This window comes from Mesorhizobium sp. ORS 3428, assembly GCF_001854785.1.
In the GTDB taxonomy this organism is placed as follows: domain Bacteria; phylum Pseudomonadota; class Alphaproteobacteria; order Rhizobiales; family Rhizobiaceae; genus Mesorhizobium.
Genome location: NZ_MDFL01000003.1, coordinates 201,004 through 225,002, shown reverse-complemented (window position 1 = coordinate 225,002; position 23,999 = coordinate 201,004). Strand labels below are relative to the sequence as shown.

Genomic DNA, 23,999 nt, shown 5'->3' with positions numbered 1-23,999 from the left:
GAGGACGGAAAGGCTMACGCCCGGCTTCCAGCTTGCCGACAGCAGGATCGCGCCGATCACGCCGGCAAGCAGCGGCAGGTTGGCCAGCCCGCGCAGACGCACCTTCGTGTCCGGTGTCGGATCCTTGATCTTTGGCATGCCGGCCTCGCGGCGATCCAGCATGACGTCGAGGGCCAGGAAGACAAGCAGCACCAGGCCGCCGACGAAGAGCGTGTCGGGCAGGATRTGCACTGTCGTCCAGAAGAAGTCGACGCCGCGCAGGAAGCCGACGAACAGCGGCGGGTCGCCGAGCGGCGTCAGCGAGCCGCCGATGTTCGACACCAGGAAGATGAAGAAGATCACCACATGGGCGTTGAACGGCCGGTTGTCGTTGGCACGCAGGAGCGGCCGGATCAGGATCATCGAGGCGCCGGTCGTGCCGATGACCGAGGCGAGGATCGCGCCGATCAGCAGCAGGCCGGCATTGACGAGCGGCGAGCCATGAATGTTRCCGGCAACCAGGATGCCGCCGGCAATGGTGAACAGCGCGAACAAAAGGATGATGAAGGAGAGATATTCGGTGAGCAGCGTGTGCAGCACCGCTTCACCAGCCGCCGGAATGCCGAAGGCGATCGCCAGCGGAACCACGACAAGTGCTGCCCAGGCGGCGGCGATCTTGCCGTAATGATGCTCCCACACATGCGGGAAAAGCAGCGGCCCGGTCGCGATCGAAAGCAGCAGCCCTGCAAATGGCAGTGCCCACCAGAGCGACATCGCCGCGCCGGGCAGTCCGTGAGCGTCGGCCGCGAAAGCCGATTGCGGAAAACCAACGAGGGCCGCGGCAAGCATGCCTGCCGTCAACACCTTCGCCATTCTTGTGAAGCCCCCTCTATGCCTCACCGTTCTGTCAGTCCGACGAACGGTCTTCGAGCGTCACGCCGGCCTCCCGCATGAGCGTGGTCATCGCATCGAGCGAGCCGTTGAGATCGATGCCGCGGCAGGCGTCGAGCYGCACCGTCGCCTTGAAGCCCTGCTTCACCGCATCGAGCGCCGAATAGGCGACGCAAAAATCGGTGGCGAGCCCGACCAGGGTAACGGTGTCGATGCCGCGTTCCCTGAGATAGCCGGCGAGGYCGGTCGGCGTCGTATGGTCGTTCTCGAAGAAGGCCGAATAGCTGTCGATCGCGGTGCGGAAGCCCTTGCGGATCACCAGCTCGGCCTTGGTCCAGGCAAGCCCGGAATGGAAATCCGAGCCGAGACTTCCCTGGATACAATGATCCGGCCAAAGCGTCTGCGGCCCGTAGGGCATCTCGATCGTCTCGAAGGGCTGCTTGCCGGGATGGGTGGACGCKAAGCTCGAATGGCCGGCGGGATGCCAGTCCTGCGTCAGCACGACGTGCTCGGACCGGCGGATCAGGTCGTTGACCAGCGGCACGATCTCATCGCCGCCGGCAACAGCCAGCGCGCCGCCGGGGCAGAAGTCGTTCTGCAGGTCGATGACGATAAGCGCTTCCTCGGCCATGGGCTCCCTTTCGGCTCGGCTCGGGCTCCAGTCGGATGCCGCTGACGCGACCGGAGGGGAGACCCTTGACCAGATGGCCGGCGGCGTCAACCTCCGAGAATATGTCAAAGCCTTTCCAGCCGTTTGTGACGGGCTCACCGCTCGCTCCGCTTTGACAATTGCGGCGAAGTTGATATCATTTGCATACGAATGAATTTGCCCGCGCCTGGGCGCCGGCAGGTTCCCTCGGAAAGGCCCCTTTCTGGGAAGGCAAAGCGTGATCCGTTACGCGAAACCCACCACGGTCGGCGAGGCGCTCGCTCTGCTTGGCGAGGACCRCTGGCGCATTCTTGCYGGCGGCACGGATTTCTATCCGGCGCAAGGCGCAAAACCTTTCCGCGACAATGTCCTCGACATCAACGGTCTTGCCGCGCTGCGCGGCGTTGCCGAGACGGACGAACATTGGAGGATCGGCGCCCGCACCACCTGGACCGACATCGTCCGCCAACCGCTGCCGGCGGCGTTCGATGGTCTGAAGGCCGCCGCGCGCGAGGTCGGCTCCATCCAGATCCAGAACGTCGCTACCGTTGCCGGCAACCTCTGCAACGCCYCCCCCGCTGCCGATGGCGTGCCGGCGCTGCTGGTGCTCGATGCCGATGTCGAATTGCAATCGGCGACAGCCAGCCGCCATCTGCCGCTCGGCGAATTCATCCTCGGCAATCGGCGCACGGCGCTGCGGCCGGACGAGATGGTCACCGCCATCCGCGTTCCGAAGCGTTCGGCCGCCGGCGCGTCGGCCTTCGTCAAGCTCGGCGCGCGGCGCTATCTGGTCATCTCGATCGCCATGGCGGCGGCTCGGCTGGCGGTCGAGTCTGGCGTGGTTGCCGATGCGGCAATCGCCGTCGGCGCCTGCTCGGCGGTCGCCCGCCGTCTGGCCGGCGTCGAGGCGGCGTTGCGCGGCCTCCCGGCCACGTCAGCGCTCGCCGACGTGGTGTTGTCGGCGCCGATCGATGAACTGTCGCCTATCGGCGATGTGCGCGGCAGCGCCGAGTACCGGGAGCACGCCGCACGCGAGATCGTCGCCCGCGCCGTGCGCGCCGCGATCGGCCTGGACGAAAGCAAGGTGGCGGCATGAGCATGGCGCAGTCCAGCATGGAACGAGCCGACATCGCCTTCGAGGTCAATGGCGCCGCGGTCAGCGTGTCGGTGCCGCCGGTGCGGCGGCTGTCGCAGGTTTTGCGCGACGAATTGCGGCTGACCGGCACCAAGGTCGGCTGCGATGCCGGCGATTGCGGCGCCTGCACAGTGCTGGTCGACGGCAATCCCGTCTGCGCCTGCCTCGTGCCGGCGGCCTCCGTGTCCGGCGCTTCCGTCATCACCGTCGAAGGCCTCGCTAATGGCAGGCTGTCCGCGCTGCAGGCTTCATTCCTCGAACATGGCGCCGCGCAATGCGGCATCTGCACGCCCGGCCTGCTGGTGGCCGCCACCGCGCTTCTGGAGCGCAACCACACGCCAAGCGAGGCCGAGACGCAGGATGCGCTGGGCGGCGTGCTCTGCCGCTGCACGGGGTACAGGAAGGTCATCGCCGCGGTCATGGATGCTGCACGGCTCGAGCCATCGACGGACGGCGCTGCCCCTCATCCGCCTGCCGGCACCTTCTCCCTGTATAGTGACGGGGAGAAGGAAAGCGCTCCAACGCTGGCGACCCCCTCTCCCCGTCCTTCACGGGGAGAGGGTAAGGGTGAGGGGCAGCGGCAACCTTACGGATTTGACTGCAACCTCGATCGTCGACTTCCCGAGGCCGGCCACGCCGTCGGCGCCTCGCCGGTCCGCCTCGACGGCCTCCCGAAGGTCACCGGCGGCGAAAAATTCGGCGGAGACTCTTTTCCGGCCGACGCGCTGGCTGTGCTTGTGGTCCGCTCGCCGCATTATCATGCCAACTTCAGCTTCGGTGACCTGCAGGCCTGGTCAGATTCCCACGCTGGCATTGCCGGCGTATTCACCGCCGCCGACATTCCGGGCCACAATTGCTTCGGCGTCATCGGTCCCTTCGCCGACCAGCCGGCGCTCGCCGAAGGTTTTGTCCGCTTTCGCGGCGAGGCGGTGGCGCTGGTCGCGGGCGAGCGCGAGGCGATCCTCGACCTCGATCTGACGGATTTCCCGATCGCCTGGACGGAACTGCCGCATGCGCTGCAGCCCTGCGAGGCAAAGGCGGAAGGCGCCTCGCTGATCCACCAGCATCGGCCGGCGAACCTGCTTACCTCGGGCTTCGTCGAGCGCGGCGATCCCGACGGCGCGCTCGCCGGCGCGGCGGTCGCTGTCACCGGCGCTATCGAGACCTCCTTCGTCGAGCACGCCTATATCGAGCCGGAAGCGGGCTTCGCTTACATGGACGGCGACACGCTCGTCGTCGTCGCCTGCACGCAGGCGCCCTATATGGACCGCGACGACACGGCCAAGGTGCTGGGCCTTCCCGTCGAGAAAGTGCGCATCGTACCGACCGCCACCGGCGGCGGCTTCGGCTCGAAACTCGATGTTTCGCTGCAGCCGCTGATCGGTTTGGTGGCGATGAAGACAGGCCGCCCGGCGTCCCTTGTCTACACCCGCAATGAATCGATGATGTCGACCACCAAGCGCCATCCGGCCGAGATGAAGGCCGCCATCGGCGCCGACTCCGAAGGCCGTGTCATCGGCATGACCTTCTACGGCGATTTCAACACCGGCGCTTACGCAAGCTGGGGTCCGACAGTCGCCAACCGTGTGCCGGTCCATGCGTCCGGCCCCTATGTCACGCCGAACTACCGCGCGACGGGTCGTGCCATCCACACCAACGGCCCGGTCGCCGGCGCCTTCCGCGGCTTCGGCGTGCCGCAGGCCACCATCATGCAGGAAACGCTCTACGACGAGCTTGCCGAAAAGCTCGGCATCGACCGGCTCGCTTTCCGGCTGAAGAACTGCCTCCGCGACGGCTGYGAGACGGTCACCGGCCAGCGGCTGGAGTCGGGCGTCGGCATCGGCGAATGCCTGGAGGCGCTGCGTTCGCATTGGTCGCGCGCGCTGGCGGATGCGGAAGCCTTCAATGCCGCCAACACGGCAAGCAAGCGCGGCGTCGGCGTCGCCTCCTGCTGGTATGGCTGCGGCAACACTTCGCTGCCCAATCCTTCGACCATCAAGGTCGGCATCTCGGCCTCCGGCGATGTCGTCCTGCATCAGGGCGCCGTCGACATCGGCCAGGGGTCGAACACCGTTATCGCCCAGATCTGCGCCGATGCGCTCGGCCTGYCGCTGGACAAATTCCGGCTGAAGGGCGCCGACACCGCCATCACGCCGGATGCCGGCAAGACATCCGCCTCACGGCAGACCTTCGTGACCGGCAAGGCGGCGGAGCAGGCCGGCCGCGCGCTGCGCGACACGATCCTGCGCTTCGCCAACGTCTCCGAGCATGCGACCATCGCGCTCGACGGATCGAACCTTTCCATCCGTGAAGGCGACGCGGCACGGCGCATCGATCTGTCGGCGCTGAAGGCGGATGCCGACGGTCTGGTCTTCGTCGCCGAAGAAACCTACGACCCGCCGACGCTGCCGCTCGACGCCAAGGGCCAGGGCAAGCCTTATGCCGTCTATGGCTACGGCGCGCAGATCGCCGAACTCGAGGTCGACCTCAAGCTCGGCACGGTCAAGCTGATCAAGATCACCGCCGCGCACGATGTCGGCAAGGCGATCAACCCGCTGCTGGTCGAGGRCCAGATCGAGGGCGGCATCGCGCAGGGCATCGGCATGGCGCTGATGGAGGAATACATCCCCGGCCGCACCGAGAACCTGCACGACTATCTCATCCCGACCATCGGTGACGTGCCACCGATCGAGCATATTCTGGTCGAGGTTCCGGATCCGGAAGGGCCCTTCGGCGCCAAGGGCCTGGGCGAGCATGTGCTGATCCCGACCGCGCCGGCCATCCTCAACGCCATCCGCCATGCCACCGGTGTTCTGGTCACCAAGGTACCGGCGACGCCGAGCCGCATCCTGGCGGCGATCCGTGAAAAGGAGGCGCGCCGATGAGCGAGCTTGCCGAACGTTTCGAAACTCACGATCCCGGCGAGAAGCAGGTGGCGGAGAAGATCCGCTGCGATGCCTGCCCGGTCATGTGCTACATCGCCGATGGCCGCACTGGTGCCTGCGACCGCTACGGCAATGTCGGYGGCCGCATTGTGCGCATGGACCCGCTGACCATCCTAGATCACGCTGCCGAGACCGGCGGCGCTGTCGTGCCTTTTGTCGCCGAGGGCGAGGAGTGGAGCGGCGAGCTTGTCAACACTGGACGCCGCTTCGTCTCGGCAATAGGCGCCGGCACCACCTATCCTGATTACAAGCCGGCGCCCTTCATCGTCAGCCAGGAGGTCGAAGGCGTCGATCTCGTCACCGTCGTCACCGAAGGCATCTTCTCCTACTGCGGCGTCAAGGTGAAGATCGATACCGACCGCCACATCGGCGATGAAACGGCGACCGTGCGCTCCGAAGGCGAGGCGATCGGCCATGTCACAACAGGCGAGTACGGCTCGCAGATGCTGTCGCTCGGCGGCGTGCATCATCTCACCGGCGGTTCGAAGGCGGAGGGACGCGCCACCTGCGACGCGCTGCTCAACCTCTGCAACCGCAAGCCGGTCGAACTCACCWTCGATGGCGGCGCGACCGTCATCGTCGAGGCCGGCAAGGCGCCGGTCATCGACGGCAAGGTCGAGCATCGCATGCGCGTCGGCTGCGGTTCGGCCACCATCGGCATGTTCGCCACGCAATGGCGCGGGCTGGTCGACGAGGTGGTGGTGGTCGACGACCATATCACCGGCGTGGTCTCTGAACACCAAGCCGGGAAGGTGCTGGGCTGGCAGGATACGGGGATAAAAATCATCGGCCGCCGATCGACGCCGGGCCGCTACTTCAAGGTCTCGGAGCCTGGCCTCGGCTGGGGCGGCACGACGATCTCCGATCCGCTGTCGATCCTGGGCGACTGGAACGCCAAGAAGGGCGCGCGACCCGGCCTGTCGCTGCTGATGGTTTCGACCACGGGCGAGCAGTTCGCCTATTACGAGCTCGACGACCAACTGAAGCCGGTCGAGAAGCCGTTCCCGGAGCGACTGCAGAAATCTGTCGGCCTGATAGAGGACAATTGCGAACCGGCGCTGTGCACCGTTCTCTTCATCGGCGGCGCCGGCGGCTCGCTGCGCGCCGGCGTCACCGAAAACCCGGTCAACCTCACCCGCTCAGTGCAGGGCCTGAAGACCTACGTCACGGTCGGTGGCGCGCCCGTCTATGTCTGGCCGGGCGGCGGTATCACCTTGATGGTTGACGTCACGCGCGTGCCCGAGGGCGCCTTCGGCTATGTGCCGACGCCAGCGCTGGTGGCGCCRATCGAGTTCACCATGCGCCGCGACGACTATGTCCGGCTGGGCGGCTACGAAAGCGAGATCCGCAGCGTCGAGGATATCCTCGCCAAGGGCGGCGAGTACCTCAATCCGCGCCGTGGCGCCGGCGCGCCGGCCGGCAATCCCTGGCCGCCGCTGGCGCAATTGCGCCGCGCCGGGGCCAAAGGAGCGGAGTGATGAACGGCCCGCAGGCGCATTGGCTTGCCGACGGCGAGCGGCTCCATCTCAACCATGGGCCGATCGACCTGATCGTCGAGGCTTTTGGGGAGGCGGATGAGCGCCGCACCGCTTACGCACAGGCCGTCGCGCGCTTCCAGACGATTTTGAACGAGCTAGTCGAGGAGCTTGCCGAGCTGCGCCGTCCTGCATCACTCCGGCCGCGGGCTTTCGCCGGCCCGACAGCACGGCGCATGGAGGCCGCCGTTGCGCCGCTGGCGGAAAGCTTCATCACGCCGATGGCCGCGGTTGCCGGTTCGGTAGCCGACGAAATTCTGGCCGCACTGGTCGCCGGCCGCCGGCTCGATCGCGCTTATGTCAACAATGGCGGCGACAGCGCTATTCATCTGGGCGGGCGCCAGTCGATGACGCTTGCGATCGCCGGCACGGGACATGGTCTTGCCGATCGCATCACTCTGCGCGCGGAGGACGGCGTGCGTGGCGTTGCCACCAGCGGCTGGCGCGGCCGCTCCTTTTCGTTGGGCATCGCCGACGCTGTCACCGTGCTGGCGCGTACCGGCGCCGAGGCCGATGYGGCGGCGACGCTCATTGCCAACGCCGTCGACCTGCCCGGCCATCCGGCGATCCGTCGCGTGCCCGCGAGCAAGCTTGCGCCCGACAGCGATCTCGGTGAGCGGCGGGTGACGCAGGGCGTTGGCGCGCTTGCACCCGGGGAGGTTGCACGGGCGCTRGACAATGGCCTTGCCGTCGCCGAAGATTTTCGCCGGCGCGGCCTGATTGTCGCATCGGCGCTGTTTCTGGCGGGTCAGTCCCGCGTCGGTGGTTCCGTGGCGCTGGCCGCGCCCAACAAACATAAGGTGAAGGAAACTGCCCATGCCTGAATTTCCGATCCGCAAGGTTGCGGTTCTGAGCGAAGAGATTTTCCACGATGGCGGCCCCGTGGCGAACGAACCGCGCCGCCGTGCGGCGGCTCTCGCGGTGGTCAAGAACCCATTCGCCGGCCGCTATGTCGAGGAGTTGCAGGGCGCGATGGAGGACCTGAAGCTGCTCGGGCTCTTGCTGGCCGACAAGCTGATCGCCGCGCTGGGCGGCGACGTGAAGAAGATCGATGGCTACGGCAAGGGTGCCATCGTCGGCACGGCCGGCGAGCTCGAGCACGGCGCGCTGTGGCATGTGCCGGGCGGCTACGCCATGCGCGAGCGGCTGGGCGACGCCAAGGCTATCGTGCCCTCGGCAAAGAAGGTCGGCGCTTTCGGTTCGCGGATCGACGTGCCGCTCGGCCACGTCAACGCCGCCTATGTGCGCAGCCATTTCGACGCCATGGAGGTCGGCATCAGCGACGGCCCGCGTCCCGACGAGATCCTGTTCTGTCTCGCCATGGCCTGCGGCCCGCGTGTCCACAACCGCATGGGCGGCCTCGCCGCCGAGGACATCAAGGCCTGGGACGGCTTAAGATGAGCGGCGAGGACAACCTGCTGCGGCTTGTCGAAGCCGAAGAGCCGGACGAAAACGGCTATCACCTGCAGGATCAGGTGGGGTTCATCCTGCGCAAGGCGCATCAGCGCCATGTCGCGATCTTCGCCTCGCACATCGCCGATCTGACGCCGCCGCAATTCGCCGCTTTGGCCAAGCTCTATGATATCGGCGAGACCTCACAGAACCAGCTGGGTGCCCTGATTGCGATGGACGCCRCCACCGTGAAGGGCGTCATCGACCGGCTGAAGGCGCGCGGGCTTGTCGARCTTTCCAAGCACGAGGTCGACAAGAGGCGGCTGCTGGTCAACCTGACGCCAGAAGGCCGCGAGGCAATCGAGCGCCTGATCCCGCTCGCCCGCACCATCACCGAGGAAACGCTGGCGCCGCTCACGGCCAAGGAGTCCGCGACATTCCTGCGGCTGCTGGCGAAGCTTGCGTGAAGATGCTTTCGGCAGAATGGAACTCTTGGACGCTGGAGGGACAGTACCCCCCTCTGCCCTGCCGGGCATCTCCCCCGCAAGGAGGGAGATTGGCCGTCATCGCGGGCTTCGCCAATCTCCGACGCTGAAGGGGAGATGCCAAGGCCGAAACCGCCAATCTCCCCCCTTGCGGGCGAGATGGCCGGCAGGCCAGAGGGGGGGTGGCGGGAACTCGACTTAGGCGCTTGGATTGGATCGCTACCTATCCGCTTACAGCCCCACCCCGAACATCTCCCTGGCCTGCTCGGGCGTATAGTAGCCGAGCCTGACATCCTCGCCGACCAGCCTCGGGTCTCGATCGCGCGGWTCGCCGTAGCCGCCGCCGCCGGGCGTGCCGACGCGCACGCGGTCGCCGGCCTTGAGCGCGATATCCTGCTCCTTCGAAAGATGCGGCGGCACATGCGCTTCGCCGCCCCGGAACACGGTCACGCTGTTCGGCGCGCCGTCCTTGCCGCCGAGCGCACCCTGAGGTCCGAAGCGGCCGTGATCCATAACGAAGGACGCGCGGGCTTCACCCCRCAATATCTCCACCTCATAGGCAAGCCCGAAGCCGCCGCGGTGCTTGCCCGCGCCGCCTGAGCCTTCGCGCAGCGCATAGTGCCGGTAGAGCACTGGGAACGCCTGCTCCATGATCTCGACCGGCGGCGATTTGGAAATGCCGATGGTCGAGCAGCCATTGCTCAAGCCGTCATGACCGGCATTGCCGCCATAGCCGCCGCCGGAGATCTGGTACATCACATAGTCGCGCCCGCGCGCCGGATCGTTGCCGCCGAGCGCAAAATTGCCGCTGGAGCCGGCGGGCGCCGCTGTGACCTTATCGGGCAGCGCCTGCACCATGGCCGCGAACACCGCCTCGGCGATGCGCTGCGAAACCTCTGCCGCGCAGCCCGAGACGGGGCGCGGGTATTTCGCGTCAAGGAAGGTACCCTCCGGCCGCTTGACGATCAGCGGCTCGAACGCGCCGGCGCTGATCGGCACTTCCGGAAAGATATGGCGCATGGCGAGATAGACCGACGACAAGGTCGTCGCCAGCACGCTGTTCATCGGTCCGGCGCAGGGCTTTGACGAGCCGGCGAAATCGAAAGTCAGCGTGTCGCCCTTCTTCTCGACGGCCAGATTGATGGTCAGCGGCTCGTTCACCACGCCGTCGGAATCGACGAAGGCCTGCGAGCGGTAGACGCCGTCCGGTATGACCGCGATCGAGGCGCGCATCTGGTCGGCGGCACGGCGACGCAGTTCCGCGATCGCCTCGACGACGGTTTCGTCTCCGTAACGATCCAGGATTTCATTGAGTCGGTCCTGGCCGATCAGCAGCGCCGCGRCCTGTGCACGGATGTYGCCGATGYGCTGGTCGGCGACGCGGATGTTCGAGCAGATGATGGCGTAGATCTCGGGATCGAGCCTGCCCTTCTTGAACAGTTTTACCGGCGGCAGCCGCAAACCTTCCTGCTCGACAGCAGTGGCCGAGGCCGAGAAGCCGCCCGGCACCGAGCCGCCGATATCCGGCCAGTGACCTGTGTTGGAAAGCCAGCAGAAAATCTTGCCGCCCCGGTAGACTGGCATGACGAAGCGCACATCCATCAGATGCGTGCCGCCGAGATAGGGGTCGTTGACGATGTAGATGTCGCCGGGTTCCGGTGCCAGACAACGGCCGTCGGCGATCATCTCGATCACCGTCTTGGTCGAATATTGCATGACACCGACGAACACTGGCAGGCCCTGGCTGCCTTGCGCGATCAGCGAGCCGTCGACGRCCGAATAGATGCCGTCCGAACGGTCATTGGCCTCGGCGATGACCGGCGAGAAGGCCGCTCGGGAGAACGTCAAATCCATCTCGTCGCAGACCTGCTGCAGGGCCGCCTGCAACACCGAAAGCGTGATCGTGTCGAGCTTTGCCGTAAACTCTGGCATTGTCAAGCCTCGCCGATGTCGATGATGATGTTGCCGTCGGCATCCGACCGCGCGCGGTCGCCGGGCTCCAGCACGGTGGTGGCGTCCATCTGCTCGAGGATTGCCGGCCCGTCGAAGACGGCGTCGAGCGGCAGCTTTTCGCGGGCATAGACCGGCGTGTCGTGCCAGCGCCCGCCAAACCAGACCGGCCGGATCTCGCGTCGCGCCTCCTCCAGCGTCGCGGCACGGCCTGCCGGGTCGATCAGCCGCGACAGGTCGATTTGCGGCCGCACRCCGGTGACCGACGTGTTGAGGTTGACGAGATTGGCGCGGATCTCCGGCAGCTCGACCTTGAAGCGCGCGAAATAGGCCTTTTCGAAAAGCTGCTGCAGTGTCGCCCRCGTCACCGATGAGGAGGGCAATGGCACATTGATGATATGCGTCTGGCCGACGAACTGCATGTCGGCGGAATGGCTGACACGGATCGCATCCGGCTTCACTGCTTCCTTTGCGATCAGCGCCTCGCCTTCGTTTCGGTGCCGTTCCAATACCTCGCGAAGCAAAGCTTCGTCGAGCCCACTGACCGGCTGGTTGATCGTGTTGACGAAGTCGTGCCTGAGGTCCGCAACGACACAGCCGAGCGCATTGGTGATGCCGGGCCGCGCCGGCACCAGCACACGGGGCAAGCCTAGTTCGCGGGCGAGCGCGGTCGCATGCAGCGGCCCGGCGCCGCCGAAGGCGAACAGCGCGAAATCGCGCGGATCATGGCCGCGCGACACCGAGACCATGCGGATGGCGCCCGCCATCTTCATGTTGCCGAGCCTCAACACGGCACCTGCCGCTTCGACGCCGGAGAGGCCGGTGTGCTTGCCGATCCTGTCTTCGAATATGCCTGTGACGCGCTCGACCGTGACCGGATGGTCGACCGCCAGCAGCTTCTTCGGCGCCAGCCGGCCGAGCACCAGGTTGGCGTCGGTGATGGTCGGTTCCGTGCCGCCGCGGCCGTAGCAGATCGGTCCGGGATTGGCGCCGGCGCTTTCCGGGCCGAYCTGGATCAGCCCTGCCGCGTCGACACGCGCGATCGAGCCGCCGCCGGCGCCGACGGTGTGCACCGCCACCATCGGCACATGGATCGGCATCGCATATTCGATCTCGATCTCGTTGGACACTGCGGGCTCGGCATTGCGGATCAGCGCCACGTCGGTCGAGGTGCCGCCCAWGTCGTAGGTGACKAGGTTTTCGAAGCCGGCACGTTTCCCGGTATAGGCGGCGGCAATCACGCCGGAGGCCGGACCGGACATCACGGTCTTGGCCGATTCCTGCGTGACGAAGCGGGCCGAGATCATGCCGCCATTGCCGTTCATGATCAGGAAGTCGCGCGCATAGYCCTTGGCGGCGAGTTCCTTGCGCAGCCGATCGACATAGCGCTCGAGGATCGGCTGCACCGAGGCATTGACCGCCGCGGTCACGCCGCGCTCGAACTCACGCGCCTCCGAAAGCAGCGCATGGCCGGTGGTGATGTGGCCGTTCGGCCAGAGTTCCGCCGCGATCTCCGCGGCACGGCGCTCATGCGACGGGTTGGCGTAGGAATGCAGGAAATGAATGACCAGCGACTCGCAGCCGGCATCCAGTAGACGCTTCACCGCATCGCGCATTTCCGCCTCGTCGAGCGGGACGCGAACGGCGCCGGAGGCCTCGACCCGCTCGGACACTTCGAGCCGAAGGTCGCGCGGAATGACCGGCACGAAGGTGCCTGTCATGCCGTAGGCCTGCGGCCTGGTGCGCCGGCCAAGCTCGATCACGTCGCGAAAGCCGCGCGTCGTGATCATGCCGGTTCTCGCCAGCCGGCGCTCCAGCACGGCATTGGTGGTCGTCGTCGTGCCATGCACGATGAGATCGATGCCGGCGACCGGAAACCCGGTGGCGGCAAGCGCGGCGACGACGCCAAAGGCTTGATTGTCCACCGTGGTCGGCGTCTTGGCGACATGCACCTTGCCGTCTGCCTTGCCGTCGATCARCAGCAGATCGGTGAAGGTGCCGCCGACATCGATGCCGGCAACCACGCTTCCTGCCGACGCCGAAAAATTCTCATCCATTGCCGAAACCCGAAATGCCGGGACTACGGACATGTCCCAGTTTGGAAAGGTGTTTTACGCCGTCATCTTGACCTGAATATCATTTGTATACTAATAATTTTCGGACACAAGAGCTTACCGCTTGGTAGTGTGGGAGAAGCACGTCGGGACCTGATCGTTCGGGCGCGCATGGAAAAGTTTGGTGCCAGCGCCTCGCGTTCGCGCCGGAAAGTTGAGTTTCATGAACACGACATCCGCGGTCAACATCGCCGGCGCCAGGCCGGTCCAGTTTCCGATCCCGGCCAATGTCTATGCCGAGACCGTGGTGTCGGTGAAGCACTACACCGACCGGCTGTTCTCGTTCCGCATCACCCGTCCGCAGTCGCTGCGCTTCCGCTCCGGCGAGTTCGTCATGATCGGCCTGCCCAATGCCGAGAAGCCGATCTTTCGCGCCTATTCGGTTGCCAGCCCAGCCTGGGACGACGAGCTCGAATTCTTCTCGATCAAGGTGCCGGACGGTCCGCTGACCTCCGAGCTGCAGAAGATCGAGGTCGGCGACACCGTCATCATGCGGCAGAAGGCGACCGGCACGCTGGTGCTCGACGCGCTGACTCCTGCCAAGCGCCTGTTCATGATCTCGACCGGCACCGGCATCGCGCCTTTCGCCAGCCTGCTGCGCGATCCCGACACCTATGAGAAGTTCGACCAGGTGATCCTCACCCATACCTGCCGCGACAACGCCGAGCTGACCTAYGGCCAGGAACTGGTGGCAGCGCTCGAGAACGATCCGCTGATCGGCGAACTGACCGGCGGCCGCGTCACGCTCTACAACTCGACGACCCGCGAGGAGTCGCCGCGCATGGGCCGCATCACCGCGCTGATCGGCTCGGGCAAATTCTATTCCGACCTCGGCATTGACAAGCTCAATCCCGAGACCGACCGCATCATGATTTGCGGCTCGATGCACATGCTGAAGGACGTCAAGGAACTCGCCGAAAGCCTCGGCTTCCAGGAAGGCTCGCTCAGCCACCCTGCAAGCTTCGTCGTCGAGCGCGCCTTCGTCGGCTGAGGCGCGCCGCCGGTCCGTTTTGACCGTACGGTCAAAAATCAGCTGCTTTCGCAGCCTTTTTCCGATATGACCCGCTGAGGGACTCGTGAAGGACAACTTCACGGGCTATCTTCGGCGCGAGGACGTTGATGAAAGGGCAGGAGATGAGCAGCACGATCCGCGAGGCCGGCGCAGGCGCCGGTGCGTCCAAGGTTATGYCGCTGCCGGCACGCGCTGCCGCCAACACGCCGATGCCGCTGGAGYATGGCATCGCCCGCAACCCCGGCATGAAGCTCGATCTCGGCTTCCTGGAATCGGTGCGCAGCGTCAACCGCTCGGCGCTTGAGCGCCGTGTCGCGACACTCACCAAGCGGCGCTCGATCAAGGYCGACAACCAGGCCGCCTGGTTGCTGCGGGCGATCGCCTGCATGGACCTCACCACGCTCAACTCCAATGACACCGACGAGCGCGTGCGCCGGCTCTGCGCCAAGGCGATCAATCCGCTGCGCAAGGATATCGCCGAGGGTCTCGGCATTGCCGGCGAAACCATCCGCCCAGCGGCGGTCTGCGTCTACCATCCCTTCGTCGCCACTGCGGTCGAGTCGCTGCGCGGCACCGGCATCCATGTGGCGGCCGTCTCCACCGCCTTCCCGCACGGGCTTGCGCCGCTCTCGACCCGCCTGCAGGAGATCGAGGCCTCGGTGCGCRACGGCGCCGATGAGATCGACGTCGTCATCCCGCGCGGCCTCGTTTACGGCGCCAAATGGCGCGAGCTGTTCAACGAGATCGTCGCCATGCGCGCCGCCTGCGGCGATGCGCATTTGAAGGTCATCCTCGGCACCGGCGATCTCTCCACACTGCGCAACGTCATGCTGGCCTCGATGGTGGCGATGATGGCGGGCGCCGATTTCATCAAGACCTCGACCGGCAAGGAAAGCGTCAACGCCACGCTGCCCGTCGGGCTTGCCATGGTGCGCGCCATCCGCGCCTATTTCGAGGAGACCGGCTATCTCATCGGGTTCAAGCCGGCAGGCGGCATTTCCACCGCCAAGGCGTCTCTCGACTGGCTGGTGCTGATGAAGGAAGAGCTCGGCCGGCCCTGGCTGGAGCCGGAGCTGTTCCGCTTCGGCGCCTCCAGCCTCCTCACCGACATCGAGCGCCAGCTCGAGCACCATTTGACCGGTCATTATTCGGCCAACCATCGCCACGCTATGGCCTAGCACCCACCCTCCCCCTTGTGGGGAGGGTCGCCGCGGAGCGGCGGGGTGGGGGCCAAAAAACAAACCAACCTGTCAAATGCACCAATCCGCTAGTCGTTTACCCCCACCCCGATCGGCTCTGCCGATCGACCCTCCCCACAAAGGGGAGGGTAAAGGAGGCGTCCCATGAATATCCTCGAACGCTATCACGCCATGGATTACGGCCCGGCGCCGGAAGCCCGCAACGAGGCCGATCCCTGGTTGGCTTCGCGCGATTTCTCAAAATCACTGTTCATCGATGGCGCCTGGAAGGCGGCTGCAGGCGGCAAGACCTTCGACACCAGCGAGCCGTCCTCCGGCAAGCTGCTCGCCAAGATATCGGATGCGGGCGGCGCCGATATCGACGCGGCGGTCGCAGCGGCCGCCAAGGCGCTGCCGAAATGGAGCGCCACCTCAGGCTATGCCAGGGCCAAGGTGCTCTACGCCGTCGGCCGCGCCATGCAGCGCCACCAGCGGCTGTTCGCGGTGCTGGAATCGATCGACAACGGCAAGCCGATCCGCGAGAGCCGCGACATCGACGTGCCGCTGGCGATCCGCCATTTCATCCATCACGCCGGCTGGGYGCAGACGCTGGAAAAGGATTTTCCGGATCATAAGCCGGTCGGCGTCGTCGGCCAGGTCATTCCGTGGAATTTCCCGCTGCTGATGCTGGCCTGGAAGATCGCCCCGGCGCTCGCCGCCGGCTGCACGGTGGTGCTGAAGCCGGCCGAGTTCACGCCGCTCACCGCCATCCTGTTCGCCGAGATCTGCGAGCGGGCGGGGGTGCCGAAAGGCATCGTCAACATCGTCCAGGGCGGGCCGGAGGCAGGTGCCGCGATCGTCAATCATCCAGGTGTCCAGAAGATCGCCTTCACCGGCTCTTCCGAGGTCGGCAAGATCATCCGCAAGGCGACGGCCGGGTCGGGCAAGAAGCTCTCGCTGGAACTCGGCGGCAAATCGGCCTTCATCGTCTTCGAAGATGCCGATCTCGACAGCGCCGTCGAAGGCCTGGTCGACGGTATCTGGTTCAACCAGGGCCAGGTCTGCTGCGCCGGCTCGCGCCTGCTGGTGCAGGAAGGCATCGCCGAAGCCTTCATCGCCAAGGTCAAGGTCAGGATGAGCCGGCTGCGCCTCGGCAGCCCGCTCGACAAGAACACCGATATCGGCCCGCTGGTGGACCGCACGCAGCTCGACCGCGTCAAGGGCCTGATCGCCGAAGGCGCGAAACAGGGTGCCGTCTGCTGGCAGCCGGACGCCGCCTTGCCGACCACGGGCTATTATCACCTGCCGACGCTAGCGACATCTGTTTCGCCGGCTAACATTCTGGCGCAGGAAGAGGTCTTCGGCCCGGTGCTGGCGACGATGAGCTTCCGCAACACCGAGGAAGCGATCGAGCTTGCCAACAACACGCGCTACGGCCTTGCCGCCTCGCTGTGGAGCGAGAACGTCAATCTCGCGCTCCATGTCGCGCCGCAATTGAAGGCGGGCGTCGTGTGGGTCAACGGCACCAACATGTTCGACGCTGCCTGCGGCTTCGGCGGCTACCGCGAAAGCGGCTTTGGGCGCGAAGGCGGACGCGAAGGCATGTTCGAATATCTGGCAGTGAAGCTGCCTGCCGGTCCGGTCATCAAGCCGGCCGCTGCCGGCTCCGCCCAACCGGTCGAGCAGGGCGACGGCACGGCAATCGACCGCACGGCAAAGCTGTTCATCGGCGGCAAGCAGGTGCGGCCGGACGGCAACTACTCGCTTGGTGTCGTCACCGCCAAGGGCAAGCTGGCCGGCGAGGTTGGCCTCGGCAACCACAAGGATATCCGCGACGCGGTCGCCGCCGCGCGCGCCTGCAAGGCCTGGCCGGAAGCGACAGCCTTCAACCGCAGCCAGGTGCTCTACTATTTCGCCGAGAACCTCTCCGGTCGCGCCGACGAATTCGCCGCGCGACTTGTCCAGCTTACCGGAGCCACAGCCAAGGCGGCGCGGGAAGAGGTCGAGCAGTCGATCGAGCGGCTCTTCCTCTATGCCGGCCTCACCGACAAGTTCGAGGGCCGCGTCCACCAGCCGCCGGCCCGTGTCGTGACGCTGGCGCTGCATGAGCCGGTGGGCGTCGTGGGCATCGTCGCGCCGGACAATCAGCCGTTGCTCAACTTCGTCTCGCTGGTGGCGCCGGCGCTCGCCATGGGCAATACGGTCGTGGCAATCCCGTCCGAACGGCACCCGCTGCTAGCCACGGACCTCTACCAGGTGATCGAGTATTCCGACATCCCGGCCGGCGCCATCAACATCGTCACCGGCCGCAGCGCCGAGCTTGCCGGCGTGCTGGCCAAGCACGATGACGTCGACGGGCTTTGGGTCTTCGCCGATGCCGACACCTGCGCCAAGGCTGAGGCCGACTCCATCGGCAACCTCAAGCGCGTCTGGACCGGCAACGGCCGCAGCCTCGATTGGGCCTCGAGCGAAGCCGCCGGCGAGGCCTTCCTGCGCCGCGCCATTGAGGTGAAGAACGTCTGGGTGCCTTACGGCGACTGAACCTGCGACGGAGATGATGTTCGCTTCTGCCGCTCCAGGGTAGTCGCCCGAAAGGACGATGGCTTCGAGGTTGTGGTGGGATGGCCGACAATTTCTCGCAAGTCAGCGCCGCCCCTCATCGCCCTGCCGGGCACTTCTCCCCGTATAGTGACGGGGAGAAGGGGCTGGCCGCAACGACGGCGCCCTTCTTACGAAGCTGGTAATTGGCGAAACCGGCGATGAGAGCGCCCCTCTCCCCGTCACTATACGGGGAGAGGATGCCGGCAGGCAGGTGAGGGGCAGTGCCAGCGCTCAAAAAAGGGCGGCGACAGAGCAGATTCGAAAACCCGAATCGATTGCCTCTTCCAAGCTTGACGCATYGTCACGTGTTCTTTAACCAGAAAAAACAATTGACCTGCGGCGAGCGGCCGGTCAGGCGGCGGGTCCGCCTGGCACATTGCGTCCTGTCCGGCTGCCTTTAAGAAAAGCTCGCGTGACCTGGAGGGAAGAATGGCGGATCTGGCAGGCAAGGTGGTCGTCGTCACCGCGGCGGCGCAAGGCATCGGACGGGCGAGCGCGCTGGCCTTCGCCAGGGCAGGCGCCACGGTTCACGCCACCGACATCAACGAGCCGCTCCTGGCGGAACTCGGCAACACACCAGGCATCAAGACCCRCAAGCTCGATGTCCTTGATGACGCCGCCRTCACCTCGGCGTTCGCCGAGATCGGCCGCGTCGATGTGCTGTTCAACTGCGCCGGATTCGTTCATTCGGGCTCCATCCTGGAAATGAAGGATGAGGACCTCGAATTTGCGCTCAACCTCAATGTCCGCTCGATGATCCGCACCATCCGCGCCGTGCTGCCCGGCATGCTGGAGCGCGGCGACGGTTCGATCATCAACATGGCGTCGCTGGCGAGTTCGCAGAAGGGCGTGCCGAATCGCTTCGTCTACGGCCTGACCAAGGCGGCCGTCGTCGGCCTCACCAAGGCGGTCGCCGCCGACTATGTTACCAAGGGCATCCGCTGCAACGCCATCTGCCCGGGCACCGTCGAGAGCCCGTCGCTGCAGGAGCGCATGCATGCGCAGGGCGACTACGAGGCGGCGCGCGCCGCCTTCATCGCCCGCCAGCCCATGGGAAGGCTTGGCACGCCCGAGGAGATCGCCGACCTCGCGGTCTATCTCGCCGGTGCCACCTATACGTCGGGACAGGCTTATAATATCGACGGCGGCTGGTCGATCTGAACCAATCTCACTGAGGAGTGGAATAATATGAAACTGCTGCGCTATGGCGAGGTGGGGAGCGAACGTCCCGRCCTGCTCGATCAGGATGGCACGATCCGCGACCTTTCGGCCTATGTCGCCGACATCGCCGGCACTGCGCTCCATCCGGCTTCGCTGGAGATGCTCTCGAAGCTCGATCCGAAATCGCTGCCGGCGGTTCCCAGCACGACCCGYATGGGCGCCTGCGTCGCCGGCACCGGCAAGTTCATCTGCATCGGCCTCAACTATTCCGACCACGCCGCCGAGACCGGCGCCACCGTGCCGCCGGAGCCGATCATCTTCATGAAGGCAAGCTCGGCCATCGTCGGCCCGGACGACGACGTGCTCATCCCGCGCGGCTCGGTCAAGACCGACTGGGAGGTCGAGCTCGGCGTGGTCATCGGCAAGACGGCGAAGTATGTCAGCGAGGATGACGCGCTGGATTATGTTGCCGGCTATTGCGTCGCGCACGATGTTTCYGAGCGCGCCTTCCAGGCCGAGCGCCAGGGCCAGTGGACCAAGGGCAAGTCCTGCGACACCTTCGGCCCGATCGGCCCGTGGCTGGTGACCAAGGACGAGATCCCCGACCCGCAGAACCTCAAAATGTGGYTGACCGTCAACGGCAAGACCATGCAGAACGGCTCCACCAGGACAATGATCTACGGCGTCAAATATCTGGTCTCCTATCTCAGCCAGTTCATGTCGCTGCATCCCGGCGACATCATCTCCACCGGCACTCCGCCCGGCGTCGGCCTCGGCATGAAGCCGCCGATGTTCCTGAAGCCCGGCGACGTCGTCGAGCTCGGCATCGAAGGCATGGGCCAGCAGAAGCAGACGTTCAAGGCGGATGAGTAAAGCCCTATCCTGATACGTTTGCGCCGCCCATCACCCTTACCCTCTCCCCGTGAAAAACGGGGAGGGGGGGCGCCATCGCTGGAGCATGTCCCTTCTCCCCGTTTTTCACGGGGAGAAGGTGCCGGCAGGCGGATGAGGGGCGGCGCCGACCTCTGCAGCGATCCTACCTCAACACCCGTCCATCCGCCCCGAACCGATAGGTCTTCGCCGGATCGGCCGTCGCATAAAGCGTTGCGCCCGGCTCGGCATTGTAGACGCCGAAGATGCGCACGGTGAGCATCCCTGYCTTCTCGCAATCGAGATAGAGGTTGGTGTCGGCGCCGAGGTGCTCGGCATGCACCACTGTGCCCTTCCAGGAGCCGGATTTGGCATCGACGGTCAGATGCTCCGGCCGCACGCCGACGGTCTTGGCCGTCTCGCCGAGCCGGGCGCCGTCGATGAAATTCATCTTCGGCGAGCCGATGAAGCCGGYGACGAATTCATTGGCCGGCGAATTGTAGAGCTCCATCGGACTACCGATCTRCTCGATMCGGCCCGCATTGAGCACGACGATCTTGTCGGCCAGCGTCATCGCCTCGACCTGGTCGTGGGTGACGTAGATCATCGTCGCCTTCAGCCGCCGGTGCAGCTGCGCGATTTCCAGACGGGTGTTGACGCGCAGCGCGGCGTCGAGATTCGACAGCGGCTCGTCGAAAAGAAAGAGCTTCGGCTCGCGCACCACGGCGCGGCCGATGGCGACGCGCTGGCGCTGCCCGCCCGACAGTTCCGCCGGGCGCCGCTCGAGATAGGGCTCCAGCGACAGCATGGCGGAAGCGATCTTGATGCGGCGCTCGATCTCGGCGCCCGGCGTGCCGGCCTGCTTCAGGCCGAGCGCCATATTGTTCTTCACCGTCAAATGCGGATAGAGCGCATAGGTCTGGAACACCATGGCGATGCCGCGTTTTGCGGGCGGTGTTACGGAGACGTCTTCGCCGTCGATCAGCACGCGGCCGGAGGTTGAATCCTCCAGCCCGGCAATCACGCGCAGCAGTGTCGACTTCCCGCAGCCGGACGGTCCGACGAAGACGACGAACTCGCCGTCATTGACCTCGAGGTCGATGCCCTTCAGCACCTCGACCGGCCCGAACGCCTTCTTCACATTCTCGATGTTCAGCGAGCCCACGGCTTCGTCCTTGTTCTAGAGTTTCACGGCAGCGCCGCTGCGCACGCTCTCGTCGGCGGCGAGGCAGACTGCGAGCGACTTCACCGCGTCGTCCATGTGGCGGGTCAGGTCGACGTCCTCGCGGATGGCCTTGAGCACGAAGGCCTGTTCGAGCTCGCAGAGCTCCTGGTGCCCCGGCTCGCCTTCCATCGACAGCAGCTCGTCCTCTTTGGCGAACTTGCCGTCCGGCCCGGTCACAGCGCTGTGYAGCCGGATGGTCGAGGTCTTGGTATGGGTGTCGATGTCGTCGGACTTCACGCCTTCCTTCATCACGATCGACACGCAGCCCTTGGGCGACATCACGTCCTTCACGAAGAAGGCGGTCTCCGAGATCATCGGACCCCAGCCGGCTTCATACCAGCCGACCGAGCCGTCCTCGAACAGCACCTGGAGGTGCCCGTAATTGTACATGGAAGGAGCGACTTCGTCGGTCAGCCGCACGCCCATGCCGCGCACCTCGACCGGCCTGGCTTCGGTGATCTGCAGCATCACGTCGAGATAGTGGACGCCGCAGTCGACGATCGGCGAAGTCGTCTGCATCAGCTGCTTGTGCGTCTCCCAGCTGTGGCCGGAGGACTGCTGGTTGAGGTTCATGYGGAAGACGTATGGACCGCCGAGCTTGYGCGCCTCGGCGATCAGCCGCATCCACGACGGATGGTGGCGCAGGATGTAGCCAATCACCAGCTTCCTGCCGTTGGCCTTGGCCGCGTCGACGACGCGCCGGGCATCCGCCACGGTCGTTGCCAGCGGCTTCTCGACGAAGACATGGCAGCCGGCCTCGAACGCCCTCACCGCATAGTCTGCGTGGCTGTCGGAATAGGTGGCGATCGCAGCCACGTCCGGCTTCTCCTCGCGCAGCGCGTCCTCGAAGGAGTGCCGGATGCCGTAGCCTTCGAGCCCGGCCGGCAGCGGCACGTCTGAACGGTTGACGAGCGCGGCGATCTCGAAGCCCGGATTGGTGTGATAGGCGAGCGCGTGGCTGCGGCCCATATTGCCGAGGCCGGCTACGACGACGCGAAGGGGTCTTTCTGAACTCACTTGACGGCTCCGGAGGTGATGCCGCGGATCAGTTGCCGCGAGAAAATGACGTAGAGGATCAATACCGGCAGGATCGCCAGCGAGAGCGCGGCCAGGATCGCGTTCCAGTTGGTGACGAACTGGCCGAGGAAGAGCTGCGCGCCGAGCGTTACCGTCTTGGTCTCTTCCGATGGCGCGAGGATCAGCGGGAACCAGAGGTCGTTCCAGATCGGGATCATGGTGAAGACGGCAACCGTCGCCATGGACGGGCGCACCAGCGGCAGCACCAGCCGGAAGAAGATCGTGTATTCCGACAGCCCGTCGATGCGCCCCGCGTTCTTCAAATCGTCGGAGACCTGCTTCATGAATTCCGACAGGATGAAGATGGCGAGCGGCAGCCCTTGCGCGGTGTAGACCAGGATCAGCGCCGTCAGCGTGTTGACCAGCCCGGTCGCTACCATCAGCTGCAGGATGGCGACGGTACCGAGGCGAATCGGGATCATGATGCCGAGCGCAAGGTAGAGCCCCATCAGCGTGTTGCCGCGGAAGCGGTATTCCGACAGCGCGAAGCCGGCCATCGCGCCAAACAGCAGCACGAAGAACAGCGAGGCGACGGTGACGACGAGGCTGTTCTGGAAATAGTGCAGGAAGTCGCCCTGGCCGAACACGGTTGTATAGCCGATCAGGTCGAAGGTCTTGGGCAGCGGCGGCGTCAGCGGCGCGCCGAAAATGCCCGCGCGCGACTTGAACGAGTTCATGATCACCAGGATCACCGGGAACAACGCGATTACCGTGTAGGCCAGAAGAATCGCGTGGGCGCCGATGGTGCGGGGAAGGGAGCGGGTGGCTAGGCTCATGGCGCGCCTCAGAACTGGTACCGACGCAGGCGCGTCTGGACGAGGAACAGGTAGACGCAGACGCCGGCCAGGATGATCAGGAACATCATCGTGGCGATCGTTGCGCCCATGTTCGGGTCGCCGACCTGCAGCTGGAAACCGAAGAAGGCGCGATAGAGGAAGGTGCCGAGGATGTCGGTCGAATAGTTTGGACCGGCGAGCGCACCTTGCGCCGTGTAGATCAGGTCGAAAGCGTTGAAATTGCCGACGAAGGTCAGGATCGAGATGATGCCGATCGAAGGCAGGATCWGCGGCAGCTTGATCTTCCAGAACTGCGCCATGCCGGTGACGCCGTCGCATTCGGCCGCCTCGATGACCTCATCCGGGATCGACAGCAGCGCAGCATAGATCAGCATCATCGGGATGCCGACGAACTGCCAGACCGAGACAAGGCTGAGGGCGGTCAGCGCATACTGCTCCTTGCCGAGCCACGGCGTGAACAGGCTCTTCAGCCCGACGAAATCCATAAGGTGCGGCGCCACGCCCCAGATCGGCGAAAGAATCAGCTTCCAGGCGAAGCCGACGATGACGAAGGACAGGATCGTCGGCACGAAAATCGCCGTTCGATAGAAGGCGGCGAACCTCAGCCTCGGGCTGGAGAGAAGCGCCGCCAAAAGCACGCCGATAGGGTTCTGCACCAGCATATGGATGATGAAGAACCAGACATTGTTCCTGAGCGCGTTCCAGAAGTTCACCGACCAGTTGGGATCGCCGAACAGCAAGCGGAAATTGTCCAGCCCGACGAACACCTGCGCCTGGTTGATGTTACGAAACAGGGAAAGCTGCAGCGTGCCGAACAGCGGCAGGATCATGATTGCCGTGTAGACAAGCGCCGCCGGCGCCAGGAAGACGCCGATATGCCAGCGGATCGGTTTCTTGGGTCGTGTCTGTGCGGCCATGAGTTCGTTCCCCGCCGAGTCAGGTCTGGCAAAAAGGGGTTTCGACGGCGGCACTGCCCCTCACCCTTACCTCTCTCCGTGAAAGG

19 protein-coding genes are annotated in these 23,999 nt (G+C 65.3%); 11 read left to right on the top strand and 8 right to left on the bottom strand.

From position 1 onward, the window contains the following. Both ORS3428_RS03435 and pncA read right to left on the bottom strand, forming a co-directional pair. The coding region (locus ORS3428_RS03435) for a sodium:proton antiporter (protein ID WP_172833637.1) at positions 1 to 852 on the bottom strand (852 nt) is incomplete at its 3' end. Between the two features lie 34 nt (positions 853 to 886). Further along, the gene (gene pncA, locus ORS3428_RS03430; protein WP_071094536.1) at positions 887 to 1,501 is read right to left on the bottom strand and encodes a bifunctional nicotinamidase/pyrazinamidase; all 615 of its coding nucleotides are present in this window, start codon (positions 1,499 to 1,501) and stop codon (positions 887 to 889) included. Between the two features lie 256 nt (positions 1,502 to 1,757). Here pncA and ORS3428_RS03420 point away from each other — a divergent pair, with 256 nt between their 5' ends. The 6 genes from ORS3428_RS03420 to ORS3428_RS03395 are packed head-to-tail and all read left to right on the top strand — an operon-like array spanning position 1,758 to position 8,993. Further along, positions 1,758 to 2,615: an FAD binding domain-containing protein gene (locus ORS3428_RS03420; protein ID WP_071094532.1), complete on the top strand. Its 858-nt coding sequence runs from the start codon at positions 1,758 to 1,760 to the stop codon at positions 2,613 to 2,615. Beyond that, positions 2,612 to 5,539: a molybdopterin-dependent oxidoreductase gene (locus ORS3428_RS03415; protein WP_071094530.1), complete on the top strand. Its 2,928-nt coding sequence runs from the start codon at positions 2,612 to 2,614 to the stop codon at positions 5,537 to 5,539. Before ORS3428_RS03420 ends, ORS3428_RS03415 begins: the two co-directional genes overlap by 4 nt. After that, positions 5,536 to 7,077, top strand: a complete 1,542-nt coding sequence (locus ORS3428_RS03410) for a 6-hydroxynicotinate reductase (protein ID WP_071094527.1) — start codon at positions 5,536 to 5,538, stop codon at positions 7,075 to 7,077. The genes ORS3428_RS03415 and ORS3428_RS03410 overlap by 4 nt, the downstream gene beginning before the upstream one ends. Continuing rightward, a complete protein-coding gene (locus tag ORS3428_RS03405) occupies positions 7,077 to 7,958 on the top strand; it encodes a UPF0280 family protein (protein ID WP_071094525.1) in 882 nt (293 codons plus the stop codon). Before ORS3428_RS03410 ends, ORS3428_RS03405 begins: the two co-directional genes overlap by 1 nt. Continuing rightward, on the top strand, positions 7,951 to 8,535 hold the full coding sequence (locus ORS3428_RS03400; protein ID WP_071094523.1) for an amino acid synthesis family protein: 585 nt from the start codon (positions 7,951 to 7,953) through the stop codon (positions 8,533 to 8,535). Before ORS3428_RS03405 ends, ORS3428_RS03400 begins: the two co-directional genes overlap by 8 nt. Continuing rightward, positions 8,532 to 8,993 carry a MarR family winged helix-turn-helix transcriptional regulator gene (locus ORS3428_RS03395; RefSeq protein WP_071094521.1) on the top strand — a complete coding sequence of 154 codons (462 nt, stop codon included), beginning with the start codon at positions 8,532 to 8,534 and terminating at the stop codon, positions 8,991 to 8,993. The genes ORS3428_RS03400 and ORS3428_RS03395 overlap by 4 nt, the downstream gene beginning before the upstream one ends. Before the next feature lie 249 nt (positions 8,994 to 9,242). Here the strand turns inward: ORS3428_RS03395 and ORS3428_RS03390 are convergent, their stop codons facing one another. Both ORS3428_RS03390 and ORS3428_RS03385 read right to left on the bottom strand, forming a co-directional pair. Continuing rightward, a complete protein-coding gene (locus ORS3428_RS03390) occupies positions 9,243 to 10,943 on the bottom strand; it encodes a hydantoinase B/oxoprolinase family protein (protein WP_071094519.1) in 1,701 nt (566 codons plus the stop codon). A gap of 2 nt (positions 10,944 to 10,945) precedes the next feature. After that, positions 10,946 to 13,018 carry a hydantoinase/oxoprolinase family protein gene (locus ORS3428_RS03385; protein WP_071094517.1) on the bottom strand — a complete coding sequence of 691 codons (2,073 nt, stop codon included), beginning with the start codon at positions 13,016 to 13,018 and terminating at the stop codon, positions 10,946 to 10,948. Between the two features lie 220 nt (positions 13,019 to 13,238). Between ORS3428_RS03385 and ORS3428_RS03380 the strand changes: the two genes are divergently transcribed. From ORS3428_RS03380 to ORS3428_RS03360, 5 genes are all read left to right on the top strand, one after another. After that, on the top strand, positions 13,239 to 14,066 hold the full coding sequence (locus tag ORS3428_RS03380; protein ID WP_071094515.1) for a ferredoxin--NADP reductase: 828 nt from the start codon (positions 13,239 to 13,241) through the stop codon (positions 14,064 to 14,066). A 143-nt stretch (positions 14,067 to 14,209) separates the two neighbouring features. Beyond that, the gene (deoC, locus tag ORS3428_RS03375; RefSeq protein ID WP_071094584.1) at positions 14,210 to 15,265 is read left to right on the top strand and encodes a deoxyribose-phosphate aldolase; all 1,056 of its coding nucleotides are present in this window, start codon (positions 14,210 to 14,212) and stop codon (positions 15,263 to 15,265) included. A gap of 165 nt (positions 15,266 to 15,430) precedes the next feature. Beyond that, positions 15,431 to 17,806, top strand: a complete 2,376-nt coding sequence (locus ORS3428_RS03370; protein ID WP_071094513.1) for an aldehyde dehydrogenase family protein — start codon at positions 15,431 to 15,433, stop codon at positions 17,804 to 17,806. Between the two features lie 489 nt (positions 17,807 to 18,295). Beyond that, the gene (locus ORS3428_RS03365) at positions 18,296 to 19,027 is read left to right on the top strand and encodes an SDR family oxidoreductase (protein ID WP_071094512.1); all 732 of its coding nucleotides are present in this window, start codon (positions 18,296 to 18,298) and stop codon (positions 19,025 to 19,027) included. A 27-nt stretch (positions 19,028 to 19,054) separates the two neighbouring features. Further along, positions 19,055 to 19,900 (top strand): fumarylacetoacetate hydrolase family protein, encoded by an 846-nt coding sequence (locus tag ORS3428_RS03360; protein ID WP_071094510.1) that lies wholly within the window; start codon positions 19,055 to 19,057, stop codon positions 19,898 to 19,900. A gap of 163 nt (positions 19,901 to 20,063) precedes the next feature. Here the strand turns inward: ORS3428_RS03360 and ORS3428_RS03355 are convergent, their stop codons facing one another. Genes ORS3428_RS03355 through ORS3428_RS03340 form a run of 4 tightly spaced genes read right to left on the bottom strand, consistent with a single transcriptional unit; the run spans position 20,064 to position 23,913 of the window. Next, entirely contained in the window at positions 20,064 to 21,062 is a 999-nt protein-coding gene (locus tag ORS3428_RS03355) for an ABC transporter ATP-binding protein (protein ID WP_071094508.1), read from the bottom strand. Positions 21,063 to 21,077: 15 nt separating this feature from the next. After that, a complete protein-coding gene (locus ORS3428_RS03350; RefSeq protein ID WP_071094506.1) occupies positions 21,078 to 22,139 on the bottom strand; it encodes a Gfo/Idh/MocA family protein in 1,062 nt (353 codons plus the stop codon). Then, entirely contained in the window at positions 22,136 to 22,975 is an 840-nt protein-coding gene (locus ORS3428_RS03345; RefSeq protein ID WP_071094503.1) for a carbohydrate ABC transporter permease, read from the bottom strand. Before ORS3428_RS03345 ends, ORS3428_RS03350 begins: the two co-directional genes overlap by 4 nt. 8 nt (positions 22,976 to 22,983) lie before the next feature. Continuing rightward, the gene (locus ORS3428_RS03340) at positions 22,984 to 23,913 is read right to left on the bottom strand and encodes a carbohydrate ABC transporter permease (protein ID WP_071094501.1); all 930 of its coding nucleotides are present in this window, start codon (positions 23,911 to 23,913) and stop codon (positions 22,984 to 22,986) included. Positions 23,914 to 23,999: the final 86 nt, after the last annotated feature.